Genomic DNA, 21,038 nt, shown 5'->3' with positions numbered 1-21,038 from the left:
GCTGTCCAGTTTCAGTTTCTCTTTAGGCGGTCGGCGAGGAGGGCGCGAGCCCGAGGAGCGACCGGAAGACGTTCACGACGTCGTCCCACCAGGCCCCGGACAGCCCGAAGAGGGTCTGCCCCACGTTGGTGGCGGCGAGCGCGACGACGAGGGCGAGCAGCCCGGCCAGGGCCAGCAGCACCAGGCGCCAGGTGGAGATGCGGGCGCGGTACAGCCGGGAGACCCCTTGGCGTCGATGAGCTTGCTGCCCACCCGCAGCCGGGTGAGGAAGGTCGAGGCCATCCCGGAGCGGCCCTTGTCGAGGAACTCGATGAGGGTGTCGTGGGTGCCGACGGCGACGATGAACTCGGCGCCGGAGTCGTCGGCCAGCAGCATGGCCACGTCCTCGCTGGTGCCGGTGGCGGGGAAGACGACGTGCGGGACGCCGAGCTTCTCCACCCGTTCCCGCCCCGGGGCCCGGCCGTCCCGGTAGGCGTGCACGACGACCTCCGCGCCGGAGGTGAGCGCCTTGTCCGAGACGGAGTCCATGTCCCCGACGATCATGTCCGGGGTCCAGCCGGCCTCCAGGATCGCGTCGGCGCCGCCGTCGACCCCGACGAGCAGCGGGCGGTACTCCCGGATGTAGGACCGCAGCATCGCCAGGTCCTCCTTGTAGTGGTACCCGCGCACCACCACCAGGACGTGCCGGCCCTCGAACTTGGTGCGGACCTTGGGCACCCCGACGCCGTCGAGGAGGAGGTCCCGCTCGCGCTGGACGTAGTCCATCGTGTTGGCGGCGAACGCCTCCAGGCGCACCGACAGGCCCTCGCGGGCGGCGGCCATCGCGGCCTCCACGCTCGCGGCGTCCTGCGCGGCGCCCTCGGCGACCAGGGTCTCCCCGGAGCGGACCTGGCCGCCGTCGACGGTGAGCGGCTGCCCCTCCGGGACGGCCATCACGGCGGGGCCGAGGTCGTCCACCAGCGGGACGCCGGCCTCGACCAGGATGCCGGGGCCGAGGTTGGGGTAGCGCCCGGAGGTGGACCGGGCGGCGTTGAGGACCGCCGCGGGCCGGCAGGCGACCAGCGCCTCGGCGGAGACGCGGTCGAGGTCCTCGTGGTCGATGACGGCGACGTCGCCCGGCCGCAGCCGCTTGGTCAGGTTCTTGGTGCGGGCGTCCACCCGGGCCGGTCCGGTGGCGCCGACCGCGGGCGCGGCTGGCGCACGACGGAAACGAGGGCTCACCGGGTCATGGTTGCACGGCCGACTGCTCGAGGAGGCTCAGCGGCGTGCCGGAGGGCGGCCGGGGAGTCCTCCTGCCCGGAGAGCATCCGGGCCAGGCTCCCGCACCCGGTCCTCGCCGCTGACGGCGGTGACGTCGGTGGCGGTGACCGGGCCGTCCCCGGGTGTGCGCTTGGTCACCACGAGGTGCCGGTCGGCGAACGCGGCCACCTGGGCGAGGTGGGTGACGACGACGACCTGGGCGCCGCGGGCCAGCCGGGCCAGGCGCCGGCCGACCTCGACGGCGGCCCGCCCGCCGACCCCGGCGTCGACCTCGTCGAAGACGAAGGTGGGCACCGGCGCGCCGCCGCCCGCGCCGGCGAGGGCGACCTCGATGGCGAGCATCACCCGGGAGAGGCTCCCCGCCGGAGGCGCCCTGGCCCAGCGGGCGGGCCGGGGCGCCGGGGTGGGCGGCGAGCAGCAGGCTCGACGTCCTCGGCGCCGTGCGGGCCGGGCTCGGGCAGCGGCCGGAGGCGGGCGGTGAGGTGGGCGCCGCGCATCGCCAGGCCGGCGTTCTCGGCGTCGACGGCGGCGGCCAGCCGGCCGGCGGCCCGCTGCCGGGCGGCGGTCAGCGCGGCGGCCGCGGCGGTGGCGGCCTCGGTCGCGGTGGCCAGCCGGGCGCTCAGCCGGGCGCCGGTGTCCGTGGGGCCGTCCAGGTAGGCCAGCCGGTCCCGGGCGGTGGCGGCCCAGGCCAGGGCGGCGTCGACGTCCGGCCCGTGCCGGCGGACCAGGTCGGCCAGCGCGGCGCGGCGCTCGTGCACCTGCGCCAGGCGGGCCGGGTCGTCGTCCAGGCCGGTGAGGTAGGAGGCCAGGTCGGTGGCGACGTCGGTGAGGAGGTAGGCGGCCTCGGTGAGCCGCTGGGCGAGCGCGGCCAGCGCCGGGTCGTGCCCGGCGGCCCGGTCCAGGCTCTGCCGCGCCTCCCCGACCAGGGCGGTGGCGTCCGCCGGGCCGGGGACGTCCTCGGCGCCGGTGAGGGCCTGGTGGGCCCGGCCGGCGGCCTCGCGCAGCTCGGCCACGTGCTCCAGCCGCAGGGACTCCTCGCGCAGCGCGTGGTCCTCCCCCGGCTGGGGGTCCAGGGCGTCGAGGAGGTCCAGGTCCGCGCGCAGCCGGGCGACCTCCTCGGCGCGGGCGGCCGCGCCGCGCCGCCACTCGTCGAGCTCGGCGCGGGCGGCGAGCAGCTCGGCGTAGGCCTGCCGGTAGCCGGCCACCAGCGCGGCGTGCTCGGGGCCGCCGACGGCGTCCAGGGCCGCCCGCTGCTGGGCCGGGGCCCGGAGCCGGAGCTGCTGGGACTGCCCGTGCACGGTCACCAGCCGCTCGCCGATCTCGGCCAGGACCGCCTGCGGGACGGTGCGCCCACCCAGGTGGGCCCGGGACCGGCCGGCCGCCGGCACGGTGCGCGCGACGAGCAGGGCGCCGTCGTCCAGGTCCGCGCCGGCCTCGGCGGCCCGGGCGGCGACCTCCCCGTCCGGCGGGACGAGGAAGGTGCCCTCCACCACCGCCCGGTCCGCCCCGGCCCGGACCAGGACCGGCTCGGCCTTGCCGCCGAGCAGCAGGGCCAGGCTGGTCAGCACCATGGTCTTGCCGGCGCCGGTCTCCCCGGTGATGACGGTCAGCGCGGGGTCCAGGTCGAGCTCGGCGGCGGCGATGACGCCGAGGCCCTCGATCCGGAGCTGCTCGATCACGGCTGCTCCCGGCGGCTGCGCCAGCCCTGGACCGGCAGGTGGAACTTGGCGACCAGCCGCCCGGAGAACGGTGCCGCGGTGAGCCGGGCGAGGCGCACCGGCTCGGCGCCGCGGCGCACCGCGATCCGGGAGCCCGGCGGGGCGTCGAGGACCCGGTGCCCGTCGCACCAGACGGTGGCCTGGTCCTCGGCGTAGGGCAGGACCTCCACCTCCAGCACCGAGCGGGGGTCGACCACCAGCGGCCGGGTGAACAGGGCGTGCGCGGCGACCGGCACGAGGAGGAGCGCCTCGACGTCGGGCCAGACCACCGGCCCGCCGGCGGAGAAGGCGTAGGCGGTGGAGCCGGTGGGGGTGGCCAGCACGATGCCGTCGCAGCCGAAGGTGGACAGGCCCCGGCCGTCCACGCCGATGGTGGCCTCGACCATCCGGGCCCGCGGGCCCTTCTCCACGGCCGCCTCGTTCAGCGCCCAGCCGCGGCTCACTGACCCGTCCGGGGCGGTGACGGTGACGTCCAGGGTCATCCGTTCCTCCACGGCGTAGTCCCGGGCCACGACGCGGGCGACGACGTCCGGCAGGGCCTCCGGCTCGGCCTCGGCGAGGAAGCCGACGTGCCCGAGGTTCACGCCGAGCATCGGCACGTGGTGGGCCCGGGCCACCTCGGCCGCCCGCAGGATGGTGCCGTCCCCGCCGAGGACGACGACGAGCTCGGCGTGGTCGGCGGCGGTGGCGGTGATCGCGGCGTCGCGGACCGTCTCGATCCCGGCCTGGTGCAGGTGCTCGCTGACGTGGTCGGCGGCGCGGACGGCCGCCGGTCGGCCCTCGTGGGTGACGAGGAGGACGCGGCGGCTCACCGGGGCTCCCGGGCGGAGGTGGGGGAGATGGGTGCGGGGGCGGCCGGGGCGCCGGTGGCGGGGGCGGCGGGGATGCCGCCGGTGGCGCCGTCGGCAGGACCGGCGGGGGCGCCGTCGGCAGGGACGGCGGGGACGCCGTCGGCGGCGACGGCACCCGCGCTGCCCGCGGGCCCGGTGCGGACCGCCTCGGCCGCCGCGGCCACCAGGTCCGGTCCGGCGAGCGCGGCCGGGTGGTCGCGGCGCAGGGCGAGGAAGTACTCCACGTTCCCGGCCGGGCCCGGCAACGGGCTGGGCACGACCGCCCAGGTGTCCAGGCCCTGCTCGGCGGCGGCGCCGGCGACGGCCAGCACGGCCTCGGCGTGCAGGGCCGGGTCGCGCACCACCCCGCCCTTGCCCAGGCGGTCCTTGCCGACCTCGAACTGCGGCTTGACCATCAGCAGCAGGTCGGCGTCCGGGGCGGCGACCCCGGCGAGCGCGGGCAGCACCACGGTGAGGGAGATGAAGGACAGGTCGCCCACGACCAGGTCGGGCGGCGGGCCCACCAGCTCGCGGGTCAGGTCGCGCACGTTGGTGCGGTCCAGGACCCGCACCCGCGGGTCGGTGCGCAGCGCCCAGGCGAGCTGGCCGTAGCCGACGTCGACGGCGAGGACGTGCGCGGCGCCCCGGCGCAGGAGGACGTCGGTGAACCCGCCGGTGGAGGCGCCGGCGTCCAGGGCCCGGCGGCCGGCGACCACCGGCGCGCGCGGGCCGAGGGCGTCCAGGGCGCCGGCCAGCTTGTGCGCGCCGCGGGAGACGTACCCGGCGTCGGCGGTGGTGTCCACGACGAGCGCCTGGGCGGGGTTGACCTGCCGGGCGGGCTTGGTGACGACGGCGCCGTCGAGGCGGACCTGCCCGCCGTCGAGGAGCTCGGCGGCGTGCTGGCGGGACCGGGCCAGCCCGCGGCGGACCAGCTCGGTGTCGACGCGCAGCCGGCGGGCCATCAGCGCTCGGCGCCGGCCAGCCGGGCCGAGAGGCGGGCGTGGATGGCGTCGAAGACGGCGACGTGCTCGGCGAGCGGCAGGTGGTCGAGGTCGTCGAGCCGGGCCAGGTCCGCGTCCAGGCCTTGGTCCGGGCGCGCGGCCGGGAGGTCCGCGGGGGTGGGGCTCAGGTGCGTCTCGGCCACCGCGCCAGGCTATCGCGGGGCTACCACCTCGAGCGCGGGCACCTGTTGACGGGCCATCGGGGTACCGGCGTCGGCGGCCGCCCAGGCGGCGGCGGTGAGGCAGCGCCAGGCGTCCAGCGACACCGTCACGGGCGTCTCCGGCTCGAGCTCGGTCACGGCCGTGCCGAGCCGCAGCGCGAGGTGCGGTGGGTCGGCGACGCGGGCCGCGGCGGCCCCGCAGGACCACCAGCCCCCGCCGGCCGGGACGGGCGCCGGGTGGGGCTCGGCGAGGCCGCGCAGGTCCACGGCGAGGTAGCTGGGCCGCTCGGCGGGGGCGGCGAGCAGGACGTCGCGGGCGTCGCTGACCCCGGTGAGGACGTGCAGCCCGGGGATCCCGGCGGCCCGGGCGCCGGCGAGGTCGGTGTCCAGCCGGTCCCCCACGGCCAGCGGCCGCGTGCCGGCGCCGCGGGCGGCGGCCTGGCGGAAGATCTCCGGCTGGGGCTTGCCGGCCGAGACCGGGCGGACCCCGGTGGCGCTGACGACGGCGGCCACCAGGGACCCGTTGCCCACGGCCATGCCCCGTTCGGTGGGCAGCGTGGCGTCGAGGTTGGTGGCGACGTACCGGGCGCCGGCGCCGATCGCGTACGCCGCCTCGGTCAGCTGCGCCCAGCCCACCTCGGGTGCGAAGCCCTGGACGACGGCGGCCGGCCGGTCCGCGGCGGAGGCGGTGATCCGGAACCCGGCCTCGGTCAGCGCCTCGCGCAGGCCGGCGCCGCCGACGGCGAGCACGAGGGTGCCGGCGGGCAGCGTCTCGGCCAGCACCGCGGCGGCGGCCTGGGAGGAGGTCATGACCTCCTCGGCGCGGGTGGGGATGCCCAGGCCGGTGAGCTGGTCGGCCACGGTGGCCGGGGGCCGGTTGGCGTTGTTGGTCACGAAGACGGTGCGCATGCCGAGCGTCCGCGCCGCGGCGACGCCCTCGTCGGCGTGCTCCACCGGCTCGGCGCCGCGGTAGCACACCCCGTCGAGGTCCATCAGGGCGAGGTCGTAGGCGGTGGCGAGCGGCTCGGCGGTGCCGAGCAGCGTCGGCGCCACTGCCGCCGGCGCGGTGCCGGTGCGGGGCTGGGTGGTCATCGCTCCTGCTCCTCGGGCTCGGGCGGGACGGGCTGAGCCCCGGCGGGGTCTTCCTGCGCCGGTGCGGGGCTGGAGACGGTGGCCCGGCCCATGCTCGGAGCCGGGGCTGCGACGGCCCCGCCGTCGTCCCCCGCCGGCCCGGGGGCTACCGTCGGCTCGCCGTCGTCCCCCGCCGGCCCGGGCGCTGCGGCCTGCTCGCCGTCGTCCACCGCCGCCCCGGAAGCTACGGTCGGCTCGCCGTCGTCCATGCGACCGGGGGCGGCCTCGTCCGGCGCTTCGGCGCCGTCGTTTGCCCGGTCGTCGGCGGCCTCGTCCGCCCGGTCGTCGGCGGCCTCGTCCGCCGGCTCGTCAACGGTCTCGTCCGTCGGGTCGCTGGCGGGCTCGTCCGTCGGGTCGACGAGCTCCTCGGCCAGGTCGACCACGACCACCGCCTCCTCGGGCTCGGTGTCTGGACCCAGCTCGCGGAGGAGCTCGGCGGCCTCGTCCGACCGGCCGAGCTCGGTGAGCCGGTCGGCCCGCACCCGGGCCAGGCGGGCCGCGAGGTCCGGGGACCGCACCGGGTCGACCGGGACGGCGTCCAGCGCCAGCAGACCGGCCTCCGGCTCGCCGAGGTCGGCGCGGGCGCCGCTGGCCACGATCGCCAGCTCCACCCGGTCCTCCTCGGTCAGCGTGGTCGGGTCGGTCCCCGCCACGATGGCCAGGGCCCGCTCCGGGCGGCCGAGGCCCCGCTCGCAGTCGGCCTCCATCGCCCGGTGGGCGTCGATCCCGGACAGCCGGCGCACCGTGCGGAGCTCGCGGAGCGCCTCCGCGTACCGGCCGGTGGCGTAGGCGGTCACGGCCAGGGCCTCGCGGACGACGTCTACCCGTCCGGCCCGCCGCATGGCCGCCTGGGCGTGCGCGTACGAGGTCTCCGGGTCGGTGTCCAGCAGCCGGCCGGCCATCACCAGGTGCCGGGCGACGGTGTCCGCGTTCGTCTTGCTGAGCGTGCGCAGCGGGGCCCGCGCGCCGCGGTCGAGCATCTGCGGGGTGACGTCATCGGGCAGCGCGGGCTCGGCCGGACGCTCGTCGCGCGGCCGGGGCCGGTCCTCCCGGGGCGGCCGGCCGTTGGGCCGGTACGTGCCGGACGGGCGGTAGCCGCCGGTCGTGCGGCGGCGCTCGCCGTCGTCCCGCTGGCCCCGGTCTGGGCGGCGGGCCGCGGGCTGCCACCCCTCACGGCCGGACCGGTCGGCCTCGCGACGGCGGTACCCGGGCCCGTCGTCGCCGCGGTAGCGGTTGCCCTCGTCCCGGGGGCCGCGCTCCGGCCGGCGGTCACGATAGGGACCGTCACCGCGCCGCGGGCCGCGTCCGTCGCCCCGGTCAGCGTCTCGCTCCTCGGGGCGCCGGTAGCCCCGCTCACCCGGGGAATCCCCGGGCCCACGGCGCGGGCCGGCGGCGTAGCCCTCCCGCCCGCCGCGGTAGCCGTCGTCGCCGCGGTAGCGGTCACCGTCGCGGTAGCCGCCACCGCTGCGGTAGCCGTCGCCGCCGCGGCGCCGGTCGTCGCGATCGCGCCAGGCCGGCCGGCTGCCGCCGGTCCGGTCCGCGCCGTCGGCGCCGTGCCGCGGGCGGTCCGGTCGCCGGCCCTCGCCCTGCCGCCGGTCATCACGTCGACCGCCAGGGTCGTTGCCGCGCCGCTCATCACCGCCCGGTCGGTAACGGCCCCCGTCGCGACGCCCGGCGCCGTCGCTGCGCCGGTCGCGCCGATCCTCGGTGGTGCGGCGGCCACGATCGTCGCTCCCACCATCGCCCCGGCCAGGTGTCCCTCGCCGGCGGTCGTCGCGCCCGTAGCCCCCGTCGTCGCCCCGGGCCGGCGCGCCGTACCGCCGGTCCTCGCGCCGGTAGCCCGGGCCCTCGCCCCGGAAGCCTCCACCCTGGCGCCGGTCATCGGCGTATCCCGCGCGCCCCACGCTCCGGTCGGGGCGTCCACCGAACCCGTTGCGGTCGCCGTAGCGACGGGCTGCACGGTCGTCGTCCTGGCGACCCGGGCGCCGCTCCGCAGCCGTGCCTCCGGCGCGCCCGGGCCTGCCGCGCTCATCACCCGCCCGGCGGCGTCCAGCTCCCTTGGACGGTCCGTTTGCTCGGTCGGCGCCGCGCTGGGCGCCGGCCCCGTCGCGCCACCCGCCTGCGCGCCGGGCATCGGAGGCCCGGTCGCTCGCGCGGCCAGGGGCCCCTTCGGTGCCAGGGCCGCGGCGAGGGCGGTCAGGTCCGCGTCGGTTGCGGGGAAGGTCCTCGTCGTCGTTCGCCATGGCTGGGCAGATTCTCCAAGATCAGGGGTGGTAGCGCCTGGGTCGGCAGCGCCGTAAGCACCAGCATAAATGCCGAGGAGGCCGCAACGTGGGTTGCGGCCTCCTCGATCAATGGGTGTTCGGCGGTGTCCTACTCTCCCACACGGTCGCCCGTGCAGTACCATCGGCGCTGAGGGGCTTAGCTTCCGGGTTCGGAATGGGACCGGGCGTTTCCCCCTCGCTATGACCGCCGTAACTCTATGGAGATATCAACCACCGGCGGGGGTGGGTATCTCGGGAACCGTACAGTGGACGCTCGCACCCAGCAGCCAACGTTGTGGTGCTGGTTCGTGGTTAAGTTGTCGGCCAATTAGTACCGGTCAGCTTCACGGGTTGCCCCGCTTCCACGTCCGGCCTATCAACCCAGTAGTCTGCTGGGGGCCTTCCCACCACAAGGGTGGCGGAAACCTCATCTTGAAGCAGGCTTCCCGCTTAGATGCTTTCAGCGGTTATCCCTCCCGAACGTAGCCAACCAGCCGTGCTCCTGGCGGAACAACTGGCACACCAGAGGTTCGTCCGTCCCGGTCCTCTCGTACTAGGGACAGGCCTTCTCAAGTTTCCTGCGCGCGCAGCGGATAGGGACCGAACTGTCTCACGACGTTCTAAACCCAGCTCGCGTACCGCTTTAATGGGCGAACAGCCCAACCCTTGGGACCAGCTCCAGCCCCAGGATGCGACGAGCCGACATCGAGGTGCCAAACCATGCCGTCGATATGGACTCTTGGGCAAGATCAGCCTGTTATCCCCGGGGTACCTTTTATCCGTTGAGCGACGGCGCTTCCACAAGCCACCGCCGGATCACTAGTTCCGACTTTCGTCCCTGCTCGACCTGTCAGTCTCGCAGTCAAGCTCCCTTGTGCACTTGCACTCGCCACCTGATTGCCAACCAGGCTGAGGGAACCTTTGAGCGCCTCCGTTACGTTTTAGGAGGCAACCGCCCCAGTTAAACTACCCACCAGGCACTGTCCCTGGTCCGGATCACGGACCGAGGTTAGATGTGCAGTACGACCAGAGTGGTATTTCAACGGCGACTCCACGACCACTGGCGTGGCCGCTTCACAGTCTCCCACCTATCCTACACAAGCCGCACCGAACACCAATACCAAGCTATAGTAAAGGTCCCGGGGTCTTTCCGTCCTGCTGCGCGAAACGAGCATCTTTACTCGTAGTGCAATTTCGCCGAGCTCGTGGTCGAGACAGCAGAGAAGTCGTTACGCCATTCGTGCAGGTCGGAACTTACCCGACAAGGAATTTCGCTACCTTAGGATGGTTATAGTTACCACCGCCGTTTACTGGGGCTTAAATTCTGAGCTTCGCCACTCGCGTGGCTGACCCGTCCTCTTAACCTTCCAGCACCGGGCAGGCGTCAGTCCGTATACATCGTCTTGCGACTTCGCACGGACCTGTGTTTTTAGTAAACAGTCGCTTCTCTCTGGTCTCTGCGGCCCGCAAGAGCCAGCCAGCAATGTGGCCTCACCCCGCGGGCCCCCCTTCTCCCGAAGTTACGGGGGCATTTTGCCGAGTTCCTTGACCACGATTCTCTCGATCGCCTCGGTATACTCTACCTGACCACCTGGGTCGGTTTAGGGTACGGGCGGCTAGTCCCTCGCGTCGAGGCTTTTCTTGGCAGCATAGGATCACCCTGCTTCCCCCCTACGGGGTCACCCTCGGACCTCAGGCTCGTGGGGTGCGGATTTGCCTGCACCCCGCCCTGCATCCTTGGACGTGCGTTGCCACTAAGCACGCGGTGGCTACCTGTCTGCGTCACCCCTGTTAACACGCTTACCTACTGCCGGATCGGGTCCCACGCTCCCCCACCCACCTCCCCGAAGGAAGACGAGCGGGTTCGGGTGGTCAGCATCACCGGGCTCGGTATGGTCGGTCCTTCGCCGGTACGGGAATATCAACCCGTTGTCCATCGACTACGCCTGTCGGCCTCGCCTTAGGTCCCGACTTACCCAGGGCGGATTAGCCTGGCCCTGGAACCCTTGGTCAATCGGCGGACGGGTTTCTCACCCGTCTTTCGCTACTCATGCCTGCATTCTCACTCGTGCGGGATCCACCGCTGGGTCACCCCGCGGCTTCGCCTCCCGCACGACGCTCCCCTACCCACCCGCGCCCCTGAACCACGCAGCAGTGCCGCGTGGCTGGGGTCATGCGCAGGTGCCACGGCTTCGGCGGTGTGCTTGAGCCCCGCTAAATTGTCGGCGCAGAATCACTTGACCAGTGAGCTATTACGCACTCTTTCAAGGGTGGCTGCTTCTAAGCCAACCTCCTGGTTGTCTGTGCAACTCCACATCCTTTCCCACTTAGCACACGCTTGGGGGCCTTAGCCGGTGGTCTGGGCTGTTTCCCTCTCGACGACGAAGCTTATCCCCCGCCGTCTCACTGCCGTGCTCACACTTACCGGCATTCGGAGTTTGGTTGACGTCAGTAACCTGGTAGGGCCCATCGGCCATCCAGTAGCTCTACCTCCGGCAAGCAGCACACGACGCTGCACCTAAATGCATTTCGGGGAGAACCAGCTATCACGGAGTTTGATTGGCCTTTCACCCCTACCCACAGGTCATCCCCTCAGTTTTCAACCTAAGTGGGTGCGGTCCTCCACGCGGTCTTACCCGCGCTTCAACCTGCCCATGGGTAGATCACTCCGCTTCGGGTCTAGAGCACGCGACTGTGTCGCCCTGTTCGGACTCGCTTTCGCTACGGCTCCCCCACGACGGGTTAACCTCGCCACGCACCGCTAACTCGCAGGCTCATTCTTCAAAAGGCACGCCGTCACCCCCACCAAGGAGGCTCCGACGGGTTGTAAGCACACGGTTTCAGGTACTCTTTCACTCCCCTCCCGGGGTACTTTTCACCTTTCCCTCACGGTACTTGTCCGCTATCGGTCACCAGGGAGTATTTAGGCTTACCAAGTGGTCTTGGCAGATTCGCACGGGATTTCACGGGCCCCGTGCTACTCGGGATCCCTGCACGGAGGCCGCGGTGTTTCGCCTACGGGGGTCTCACCCGCTACGCCCGGCCTTCCCAGACCGTTCGGCTACACCACGGCTTGCTCACTCCGCACCGCCCCGGCAGAGGCGGCAAGCAGGTCCCACGACCCCGCGGGTGCAACGCCTGCCGGCTGTCACACACCCACGGTTTAGCCTCATCCGCTTTCGCTCGCCACTACTCACGGAATATCTTCTCCTGCGGGTACTGAGATGTTTCACTTCCCCGCGTTCCCGCCGCACGCCCTATATATTCAGGCGCGGGCGACCGCACATGACTGCGGCCGGGTTCCCCCATTCGGACACCCTCGGATCACAGCTCGTTTGCCAGCTCCCCGAGGCTTATCGCAGGCTACGACGTCCTTCTTCGGCTCCTGGTGCCAAGGCATCCACCGTATGCTCTTAAAAACTTGACCACAAGCACTACAACAAAAAAACTACAAGATGCTCGCGTCCACTGTACAGTTCTCAAGCTACCCACCGACACCAGCCCACGCCCCACCACAGTCGGTGGGGCCCGGCCCGGGCGGCCCTCTCGAGCGAACCAACCCCCCCACACCCGCCCCGCACGCGGCGGGACGGATGGTGGCGGGCCTGCTCCCTCAGGACCCAACAGCGTGCACAAGCCCTCGACGTTCCACCCAGCTGAGCAACCCCCCGCACGGACACTCGCCGTGCGCCAGGGGCCACCACCACACCCCCAAGGGGGGCGCGGCGACAGTGCTCCTTAGAAAGGAGGTGATCCAGCCGCACCTTCCGGTACGGCTACCTTGTTACGACTTCGTCCCAATCGCCAGTCCCACCTTCGACGGCTCCCCCCCACAAGGGGTTGGGCCACCGGCTTCGGGTGTTACCGACTTTCATGACGTGACGGGCGGTGTGTACAAGGCCCGAGAACGTATTCACCGCAGCGTTGCTGATCTGCGATTACTAGCGACTCCGACTTCATGGGGTCGAGTTGCAGACCCCAATCCGAACTGAGACCGGCTTTTTGGGATTCGCTCCACCTCACGGCTTAGCAGCCCTTTGTACCGGCCATTGTAGCATGCGTGAAGCCCAAGACATAAGGGGCATGATGATTTGACGTCATCCCCACCTTCCTCCGAGTTGACCCCGGCAGTCTCCCATGAGTCCCCGGCATAACCCGCTGGCAACACAGGACAAGGGTTGCGCTCGTTGCGGGACTTAACCCAACATCTCACGACACGAGCTGACGACAACCATGCACCACCTGTACACCGACCTTGCGGGGCACCCATCTCTGGGCGTTTCCGGTGTATGTCAAGCCTTGGTAAGGTTCTTCGCGTTGCATCGAATTAATCCGCATGCTCCGCCGCTTGTGCGGGCCCCCGTCAATTCCTTTGAGTTTTAGCCTTGCGGCCGTACTCCCCAGGCGGGGCACTTAATGCGTTAGCTGCGGCGCGGAACCCGTGGAATGGGCCCCACACCTAGTGCCCAACGTTTACGGCATGGACTACCAGGGTATCTAATCCTGTTCGCTCCCCATGCTTTCGCTCCTCAGCGTCAGTAACGGCCCAGAGACCTGCCTTCGCCATCGGTGTTCCTCCTGATATCTGCGCATTCCACCGCTACACCAGGAATTCCAGTCTCCCCTACCGCACTCGAGCCTGCCCGTACCCACTGCAGGCGCGGGGTTGAGCCCCGCGTTTTCACAGCAGACGCGACAGACCGCCTACGAGCTCTTTACGCCCAATAATTCCGGACAACGCTTGCGCCCTACGTATTACCGCGGCTGCTGGCACGTAGTTAGCCGGCGCTTCTTCTGCAGGTACCGTCACCCGGAGGCTTCTTCCCTGCTGAAAGAGGTTTACAACCCGAAGGCCGTCATCCCTCACGCGGCGTCGCTGCATCAGGCTTGCGCCCATTGTGCAATATTCCCCACTGCTGCCTCCCGTAGGAGTCTGGGCCGTGTCTCAGTCCCAGTGTGGCCGGTCACCCTCTCAGGCCGGCTACCCGTCGTCGCCTTGGTAGGCCATCACCCCACCAACAAGCTGATAGGCCGCGAGCCCATCCCCAACCGACACAGTCTTTCCAGACCACCCCATGCGAGGCGGCCTCATATCCGGTATTAGCCCCGGTTTCCCGAGGTTATCCCGAAGTCAGGGGCAGGTTGCTCACGTGTTACTCACCCGTTCGCCACTAATCAGGCCCAGCAAGCTGGACCATCATCGTTCGACTTGCATGTGTTAAGCACGCCGCCAGCGTTCGTCCTGAGCCAGGATCAAACTCTCCGTTAAAAACCCAACGTTCGCGACCACCCAGCCGGGCGGCCACAACCATCGATACGAAGAAAACAATCCAAGCAAGCACCCACCCCGAAACCAGGGGCACCGAGGCAGGCACCAACCAAGAACAAAAACTTCGACCCCCGCACCCGACCACCACCCCCCACCACGAACGGCGAAGGACCAGCAGCCACGCACGACGATCACATGGCATCAAAAACTTGGCACGCTGTTGAGTTCTCAAGAAACAGACACACACCATGGGGCCCCACCACTAGGTGGCAACCCGACCGGGGCGACGTTGTACTCTACCTGCTCGGCCCGCCGTCGGCAACCCGCTCGTCGCGGGGCCTGGTGGCCGTCCCGACGGTCGTCCGTTCGCCGGTGATCGTGTCACCGGGTCCGGCAGGCTGTCTGGGAGCTGCTCGCGGGACCGGCCACCTCGTGGTGTCCGTGCCTCCCGTGCCGCGCAGCAAGAGGAACATTACGTGGGCGGGGCAGGGTCGTCAACCCGGGCCGCCCGGCGCCGCCGAGGGTCCGAGCAGCGCCGTGACCTGCGGTTCTACCGTGCGAGGAGTGGTGCGCAGGGGCCTGGGCGGGCGTGGGGCCGGCTGAGACGTGCCGCACAGCGGGCCGGCCCGGGCGTCCTCGGGGCCGGTGCCGGTGCTGGTGCGTGCCGGTGCTGGTGCCGCTGCCGCCCGGCCGGCGTCCCGCGGTGGCCGTCACCCGGTTGCGCGGTGCGTCGCCCGGTTGCGCGGTGGCGTCGCCCGCAGGCGCCCGGCCGACGGCCGCGGCCGGGGCGGCAGCGGTGGTCTCAGGCCGCGCCGTCGGCGTCCACCACGGCCAGCGAGCGGCGGCCCTTGCGGACGAGGACGACGCCCCCGTTCAGCAGGTCGCCCGGCTCGAGCAGCCGGTCCTCGTCCTGGACCTTGGCGTTGTTGACGTACGCGCCGCCGCTGGCGATCGTGCGCCGGGCTGCGGAGCGGCCTCGTTCCAGCCCGCTGGCCAGGAGCAGGTCCACCATGGTGGCTTCGCCGAGCCGGACCTGGCCGCGGGGGAGCTCGGCGACGGCGTCGCGGAGGGTCTGCCCGTCCAGCGCGCGCAGGTCCTCCCCGCCGAACAGCGCCCGGGAGGCGCGCTGGACCCGCTCGGCGGCGGCCGCCCCGTGCACGAGGGTCGTGACGTCCGCCGCCAGCGCCCGCTGCGCCTGGCGCGCCTGCGGCCGCTCGCGCACCGCCGTCGCCAGGTCCTCGGTCTCGGCCCGGCTGCGGAAGGTGAACACCTTGAGGTAGCGCACCACGTCGGCGTCGTCGGTGTTGAGCCAGAACTGGTAGAAGGCGTACGGGCTGGTCATCTCCGGGTCGAGCCAGACCGTCCCGGACTCCGTCTTGCCGAACTTGGTGCCGTCCGCCTTGGTGATCAGCGGCGTGGTCAGGGCGTGCACCTCCGTGCCCTCGACCTTGCGGATCAGCTCGACGCCGGACAGCAGGTTGCCCCACTGGTCGTTGCCCCCGGTCTGCAGCGTCACCCCGTGCCGGCGGTGCAGCTCGAGGTAGTCCATCCCCTGCAGGATCTGGTAGCTGAACTCGGTGAAGCTGATGCCCTGCTCGCTGTGGAGGCGCCGGGCGACGGTGTCCTTGGCGAGCATCGTGCCGAGCCGGTAGTGCTTGCCGATGTCGCGCAGGAAGTCGATGGCCGACAGGGGCGCGGTCCAGTCGAGGTTGTTGACCATCCGGGCGGCGGACGGCCCGTCGAACCGCAGCAGCGGCTCGATCTGGCGGCGGATGCGCTCGACCCAGCCCGCGACGACGTCCGGCGCGTTGAGGGTGCGCTCCCCCGCCATCTTCGGGTCCCCGATCAGGCCGGTGGCACCGCCGACCAGCGCGAGCGGGCGGTGCCCGGCGTCCTGCAGCCGGCGGACGGTCAGGACCTGCACGAGGTTCCCGATGTGCAGGCTCGGCGCGGTCGGGTCGAAGCCGCAGTAGAGCGTGACGGGCCCGGCCGCGAGCGCAGCGCGCAGCGCGGCCTCGTCGGTGGTCTGGGCGACCAGGCCACGCCACTGGAGCTCATCGATGATGTCGGTCACGCTTCTCTTGCCTTCCTGTGCAGGTGCCCGCTCCCGGACGCCGGTACCAGTGTGCCGTGCGGGCGGGCCTGGTCCGGCAGCCGTCCGCCCGCAGGCGGTGCCGCCGACGACGACCGGCCGGGCCGGGCACCGCCGGCTGCCTCAGCCCGGACGACGGCGGCGGGCCGTGCCGGGGCGGTAGGCGGAGACGGTCGGCTCGCCGGTGAGCCAGAACCGCCAGGGGTAGTCGGTGGCATCACCGCCGGGCCCAGCGACGCCGACGCGCGGGCCGGTCGAGACCTGCGCGGGGCCGGGGGCCGGGGCGAGCGCGAGCTCGGCCCGCCCGCCCACCTGCAGCGGCAGACCGCTGTCGGCGCCGGTGAGGCCCAGCGCCTGCGCCAGGCGGGCCGGGCCGCGGGCCAGGTCGCGGTCGGTGCGGGCGGCGGGCCGGCGGTGGCGGGCGAGGTCGTGGCCGGCGACGACCTCCGCGGCGCGCAGCAGCACCGCGGACGCCGTCCCGGCCGGGCCGCAGACGAGGTTGGCGCACCAGTGCATGCCGTAGGTGAAGTAGACGTACAGGTGCCCGGCGGGGCCGAACATCGGGGCGGTGCGGGCCGTCCGGCCGCGGTAGGCGTGCGAGCCGGGGTCGGCGGTGCCGCTGTAGGCCTCGACCTCGGTCAGGCGGACTGCGACGCCGGCCCCGCCGCTGCCGGCCTCGCCGGGCGTGCCGCGGACGGTGAGGACCGCCCCGAGGAGCGCCGGAGCCACCTCCAGGGCCGGCCGGGCGAGCAGCGCCGACCACGGCTGCCCCGGCGCGGGCGTCCCCGCGCCGTCCGTCCCCGCGCCGTCCGTCCCCGCGCCGTCACCGGGCTCCGCCTCGGCCCCCGCGCCCGTGCGCGCCCCGGCCGACCCGTCGGCGCTGGCGCCGGGCACGCTAACGCCAGACACCCCGCCCACCCCGGGGTCGGCGCGCAGGCTCGCGCACCACCGCGCGCCCGACCGGCTCGCCGGCGCTGCCGGCATCGGCGGGCCCGGGGGGCGCCGTCGCCCAGCCCCGCAGCCGGGCGGACAGCTCCGCGGCCCGGGCCCGCTGCTCGGCCACCCGCACCGGCGCGGTGCCCCCGCGGCCGTCCCGGGCGGCGACGGAGCCGGTGACCGTGAGCACCTCCCGGACCTGGGGGGTCAGGTCCGGGCTGATGGCGGCCAGCTCGGCGTCGGTCAGGTCCGCCAGCTCCTTGCCCTGCTCCTCGCAGACCCGCACGCACGCCCCGGCGACCTCGTGCGCCACCCGGAACGGCACCCCCCGGCGCACCAGCCACTCGGCGACGTCGGTGGCCAGGGAGAAGCCCTGGGGGGCCAGGGCGGCCATCCGGTCGACGTCGAAGGTGAGGGTGGCCACCATCCCGGCGACCGCGGGCAGCAGCAGCTCGAGGGTGTCCACGCCGTCGAAGACGGGCTCCTTGTCCTCCTGCAGGTCCCGGTTGTAGGCCAGCGGCAGACCCTTGAGGGTGGCGAGCAGGCCGGCGAGGTCCCCGATCAGCCGGCCGGCCTTGCCCCGGGCGAGCTCGGCGACGTCGGGGTTCTTCTTCTGCGGCATGATCGAGGACCCGGTGGCGAAGGCGTCGTCGAGGCGGACGAACCCGAACTCCTGGGTCGCCCACAGCACGATCTCCTCGCTCAGCCGGGACAGGTCGACCCCGGTCATGGCGAGGACGAAGGAGAGCTCGGCGACGACGTCCCGGCTGGCGGTGCCGTCGATGGAGTTCTCCACCGGCGCGGCGAAGCCGAGGTCCGCGGCGACGGCGTCCGGGTCCAGGCCCAGGGAGGACCCGGCCAGGGCGCCGGAGCCGTAGGGGGACACCGCGGCGCGCGCGTCCCAGTCCGCCAGCCGGCGGACGTCGCGCAGCAGCGGCCAGGCGTGGGCGAGCAGGTGGTGGGCGAGGAGCACCGGCTGGGCGTGCTGGAGGTGGGTGCGCCCGGGCATCACCGCCGTGGGGTGGGCGGCGGCCTGGCCGACGAGGGCGTCGACGACGTCGAGGACGCCGGCGGCCACCCGGCGGGCGGCGTCGCGCAGGTAGAGGCGGATCAGGGTGGCGATCTGGTCGTTGCGGGACCGGCCGGCGCGCAGCTTGCCGCCCAGGTGGTCCCCGGCCCGCTCGAGCAGGCCGCGCTCGAGGGCGGTGTGGACGTCCTCGTCGGCCGGCCCGGGGGCGAACGTCCCGGCGGCCACGTCGGCGTCGAGCCGGTCGAGGGCGTCGAGCATCCGGGCCAGCTCGTCGTCGTCGAGCAGCCCGGCGGCGTGCAGGGCGCGGCTGTGCGCCCGGGAGCCGGCGATGTCGTAGCGCGCGAGGCGCCAGTCGACGTGGGTGGAGCGGCTCAGGGCCGCCAGGGCGTCGGCCGGCCCGCTGGCGAACCGGCCGCCCCACAGGCTGACGGCGCCGGCGCGACCGGGGGAACCGGCGTCGGCGGTGGGACCGCCGGTCGCGCTGCCGGCGTCGGGGCCGGGGCCGTCCGTCGTGGCGCCGGCGTCGGCGGTGGGACCGCCGGTCGCGCTGCCGGCGTCCGGGCCGGGGCCGTCGGTCGTGGCGGCGGCGTCGGGGGTGGGGCCGTCGGTCGTGGCGCGAGCGTCGTCGCGGGCGGGGCCGTCGTCGGGGGCGGGACCGTCGCCGGCCGGGGCGGGTTCGCTGGTGACCATGGCACCGATCTTGCCGCCCGCGCGGCGGGGCGCGCGAACCCGTCCTGGCCCGGCCCCCGCCGGGCGCCCCGGTACGCAGGGCGGGGCGCGCGAACCCGTCCTGGCCCGGCCCCCGCCGGGCGCGCCGGTACGCACCGGCGGGGCGGCCGTGAGACCGTGGGCGCCGGTCCGGGGGCGAGCGCGAGGAGGACGACGATGACGGAGCCGGGACGGCCCTACGTGGGCTCGGAGGTAGGCCCGCTGCGGCAGGTGATCGTGCACCGGCCCGGGCTGGAGCTGCTGCGGCTGACCCCGCAGAACATGAAGGACCTCCTCTTCGACGACCTGCTATGGGTCGGTCGGGCGCAGGAGGAGCACGACGTCCTCGTCGAGCTGCTCACCGACGCCGGCGCCGAGGTCCTCCAGCTCACCGACCTGCTCACCGAGACCCTCGCCGTGCCCGCGGCCCGGGACTTCGTCCTGGACCACCTGCTCGACGAGCGCGTCCTGGGCCCGGCCGCCACCCCGGCCCTGCGCGCCATGGCCGCCGGCCTGGACGCCGCGGCCCTGACCACCCTGGCGGTCGGCGGCCTGACCAAGCGCGAGCTGGTCGAGCAGGGCCCGGTGCCCGACTCCGTCGTGCTGCACACCCTCGGCCTCGACGACCTGGTGATCTGGCCGCTGACCAACCACATCTTCACCCGGGACGCCTCGGCCTGGGTCTACGACGGCGTCGCCGTCGGGTCCATGCGCAAGCCGGCCCGGGTCCGCGAAACCGTCAACTACGAGGCGATCTACCGCTGGCACCCCCGGTTCGCCGGCCTGGCGGTCCCCCGCTGGTCCGACGGGCTGTCCGACGGCGAGGCGACCGTGGAGGGCGGTGACGTCCTGGTCGCGGGGGGCGGCGCCGTCGTCGTCGGGATGAGCGAGCGCTCCACCCCGCAGGGGGTGGAGCGGCTGGCCACCCGGATGTTCGCGGCCGGCGCCGCGGACCGGGTGCTGGCCCTGGCGATGCCGCGGGCCCGGTCGGCCATGCACCTGGACACGGTGATGACGATGGTGGACCGGCGCAGCCTGATCACCTACGCCGGGCTGGGCCAGCTGCCCTCCTACACCATCACCCCGGACGGGTCCGGCGGGCTGCGCATCGCCGACCACCCGCCGGAGCGGATGCACGCCGCGCTCGCCGAGGCGATCGGCGTCGACGGGCTGCGGGTGCTCACCCCGGAGCAGGACGCCCGCTCGGCCGCCCGGGAGCAGTGGGACGACGGGTGCAACGCGCTCGCGGTGGCGCCCGGCGTCGTCATCACCTACGACCGCAACGTCACCTCCAACGCCTACCTGCGGGAGAACGGGGTGGAGGTGCGCACCATGCCGGGCGCCGAGCTCGGCCGCGGACGGGGCGGCCCGCGGTGCCTGACCTGCCCTACCCTGCGGGACGACGGCTAGACCGGCCGGTCCGACCCGGCTGCCGGCCGGCCGGCGGAGCCGGGACGGCCGGGGGACGGACAGCCGGTGGACGGACGCCGGACGGCAGACGGTGGACGCCGGCAGACCGCCGGCACGACGAAGGGTGAGGGATGACAGGCCTGCACGGACGCAGCTTCCTCAAGGAGCTCGACCTCGCCCCGGCGGAGTGGACCGGCCTGCTCGACCTCGCCGCCGAGCTCAAGGCCGCCAAGCGGGCCGGCACCGAGACGCAGCGGCTGCGGGGCAAGAACATCGCGCTGGTCTTCGCCAAGACCTCCACCCGCACCCGGGCCGCGTTCGAGGTCGCCGCCTACGACCAGGGCGCGCACGTGACCTTCCTGGACCCCACCGCCTCCCAGCTCGGGCACAAGGAGTCGGTCAAGGACACCGCCCGGGTGCTCGGCCGGATGTACGACGCCATCGAGTTCCGCGGCGAGGCGCAGGCCGACGTCGAGACCCTCGCCGCGCACGCCGGGGTGCCGGTGCTGAACGGGCTGACCGACGACTGGCACCCCACCCAGATGCTCGCCGACCACCTCACCATGCGGGAGCACGCGCCCGTCGTCGACGGGCGCCGCAAGGCCGACGCCGAGCTGGTGCTGGCCTACGTCGGGGACGGCCGGAACAACACCGCCCGCTCGGTGCTGGTCGCCGGCGCCCTGCTCGGCCTGGACGTGCGGGTGGTCGCCCCGGTCCCGCTGCAGCCCGCCGCCGACGTCGTGGCCGCGGCCCGCCAGGTCGCCGCCCGGACCGGGGCCCGGCTGGCCGTGACCGACGACGTCGCCGCCGGCGTGGCCGGCGCGGACTTCGTCTACACCGACGTCTGGGTCTCCATGGGCGAGCCGCCGGCGGTCTGGGCCGAGCGGATCGCGCTGCTGCGCGACTACCAGGTCAACGCCGGCCTGATGGCGGCCACCGGGAACCCGGCCGCGAAGCTCCTGCACTGCCTGCCCGCCTACCACGACCTGGGCACCGCGGTGGGCCGGGAGGTCCACGCGCAGACCGGGATGGACGCCCTGGAGGTCACCGACGAGGTGTTCGAGGCGCACGCCGAGGTGATCTTCGACCAGGCGGAGAACCGGATGCACACCATCAAGGCGGTGCTCGTCGCCACCCTGGCCTGAGCCGGGGGCGGCGCACGACGGCGGCCCGGCCGCGACGCCGACGTGGGGTCCCGGCCGCGCCGGCCGCCGTCGGCCCAGCCGTG

General features: G+C 73.3%; 10 protein-coding genes, 3 rRNA genes and 2 pseudogenes. 2 read left to right on the top strand and 13 right to left on the bottom strand.

The window, feature by feature from the left end; genetic code table 11:
- Positions 1 to 22: 22 nt before the first annotated feature.
- The 13 genes and pseudogenes from steA to argH all read right to left on the bottom strand — a co-directional run bounded on the left by steA (position 23) and on the right by argH (position 18,382).
- Positions 23 to 1,221, bottom strand: a pseudogene (steA, locus tag MF406_RS07445) (putative cytokinetic ring protein SteA).
- A pseudogene (gene recN, locus MF406_RS07440) lies at positions 1,218 to 2,939 on the bottom strand (DNA repair protein RecN). Before recN ends, steA begins: the two co-directional pseudogenes overlap by 4 nt.
- Positions 2,936 to 3,790, bottom strand: a complete 855-nt coding sequence (locus tag MF406_RS07435; RefSeq protein ID WP_242897318.1) for an NAD kinase — start codon at positions 3,788 to 3,790, stop codon at positions 2,936 to 2,938. Before MF406_RS07435 ends, recN begins: the two are co-directional and overlap by 4 nt.
- Entirely contained in the window at positions 3,787 to 4,770 is a 984-nt protein-coding gene (locus tag MF406_RS07430) for a TlyA family RNA methyltransferase (RefSeq protein WP_242897317.1), read from the bottom strand. Before MF406_RS07430 ends, MF406_RS07435 begins: the two co-directional genes overlap by 4 nt.
- Complete coding sequence (locus MF406_RS07425; protein WP_242897315.1) at positions 4,770 to 4,952, bottom strand: hypothetical protein; 183 nt, start codon at positions 4,950 to 4,952, stop codon at positions 4,770 to 4,772. Before MF406_RS07425 ends, MF406_RS07430 begins: the two co-directional genes overlap by 1 nt.
- A gap of 9 nt (positions 4,953 to 4,961) precedes the next feature.
- On the bottom strand, positions 4,962 to 6,062 hold the full coding sequence (locus MF406_RS07420; RefSeq protein WP_242897313.1) for an HAD-IIA family hydrolase: 1,101 nt from the start codon (positions 6,060 to 6,062) through the stop codon (positions 4,962 to 4,964).
- The gene (locus MF406_RS07415) at positions 6,059 to 8,005 is read right to left on the bottom strand and encodes a primosomal protein (RefSeq protein WP_242897311.1); all 1,947 of its coding nucleotides are present in this window, start codon (positions 8,003 to 8,005) and stop codon (positions 6,059 to 6,061) included. Before MF406_RS07415 ends, MF406_RS07420 begins: the two co-directional genes overlap by 4 nt.
- Before the next feature lie 456 nt (positions 8,006 to 8,461).
- A 5S ribosomal RNA gene (gene rrf, locus MF406_RS07410) occupies positions 8,462 to 8,578 on the bottom strand.
- Between the two features lie 95 nt (positions 8,579 to 8,673).
- Positions 8,674 to 11,792: ribosomal RNA gene (locus MF406_RS07405) — 23S ribosomal RNA — on the bottom strand.
- Between the two features lie 315 nt (positions 11,793 to 12,107).
- Positions 12,108 to 13,634: ribosomal RNA gene (locus tag MF406_RS07400) — 16S ribosomal RNA — on the bottom strand.
- The 16S, 23S and 5S rRNA genes sit together here, the layout of an rRNA operon.
- A gap of 802 nt (positions 13,635 to 14,436) precedes the next feature.
- Positions 14,437 to 15,708: a tyrosine--tRNA ligase gene (tyrS, locus tag MF406_RS07395; RefSeq protein WP_242897310.1), complete on the bottom strand. Its 1,272-nt coding sequence runs from the start codon at positions 15,706 to 15,708 to the stop codon at positions 14,437 to 14,439.
- A 141-nt stretch (positions 15,709 to 15,849) separates the two neighbouring features.
- Positions 15,850 to 16,479, bottom strand: coding sequence for a DNA-3-methyladenine glycosylase (locus MF406_RS07390; protein ID WP_242897724.1), 630 nt, complete (start codon positions 16,477 to 16,479; stop codon positions 15,850 to 15,852).
- A 142-nt stretch (positions 16,480 to 16,621) separates the two neighbouring features.
- Entirely contained in the window at positions 16,622 to 18,382 is a 1,761-nt protein-coding gene (gene argH, locus MF406_RS07385) for an argininosuccinate lyase (protein WP_242897308.1), read from the bottom strand.
- A gap of 195 nt (positions 18,383 to 18,577) precedes the next feature.
- Between argH and MF406_RS07380 the strand changes: the two genes are divergently transcribed.
- Positions 18,578 to 19,810: an arginine deiminase gene (locus MF406_RS07380; protein WP_242897723.1), complete on the top strand. Its 1,233-nt coding sequence runs from the start codon at positions 18,578 to 18,580 to the stop codon at positions 19,808 to 19,810.
- Positions 19,811 to 19,941: 131 nt separating this feature from the next.
- Entirely contained in the window at positions 19,942 to 20,955 is a 1,014-nt protein-coding gene (gene argF, locus MF406_RS07375; RefSeq protein ID WP_242897306.1) for an ornithine carbamoyltransferase, read from the top strand.
- The last annotated feature ends 83 nt before the right edge of the window (positions 20,956 to 21,038 follow it).

Origin of the sequence: Georgenia sp. TF02-10 (genome assembly GCF_022759505.1) — a bacterium.
GTDB lineage: Bacteria > Actinomycetota > Actinomycetes > Actinomycetales > Actinomycetaceae > TF02-10.
Note: the sequence above shows the minus strand (reverse complement) of the source record. Positions and strands in the feature narration are given on the sequence as shown.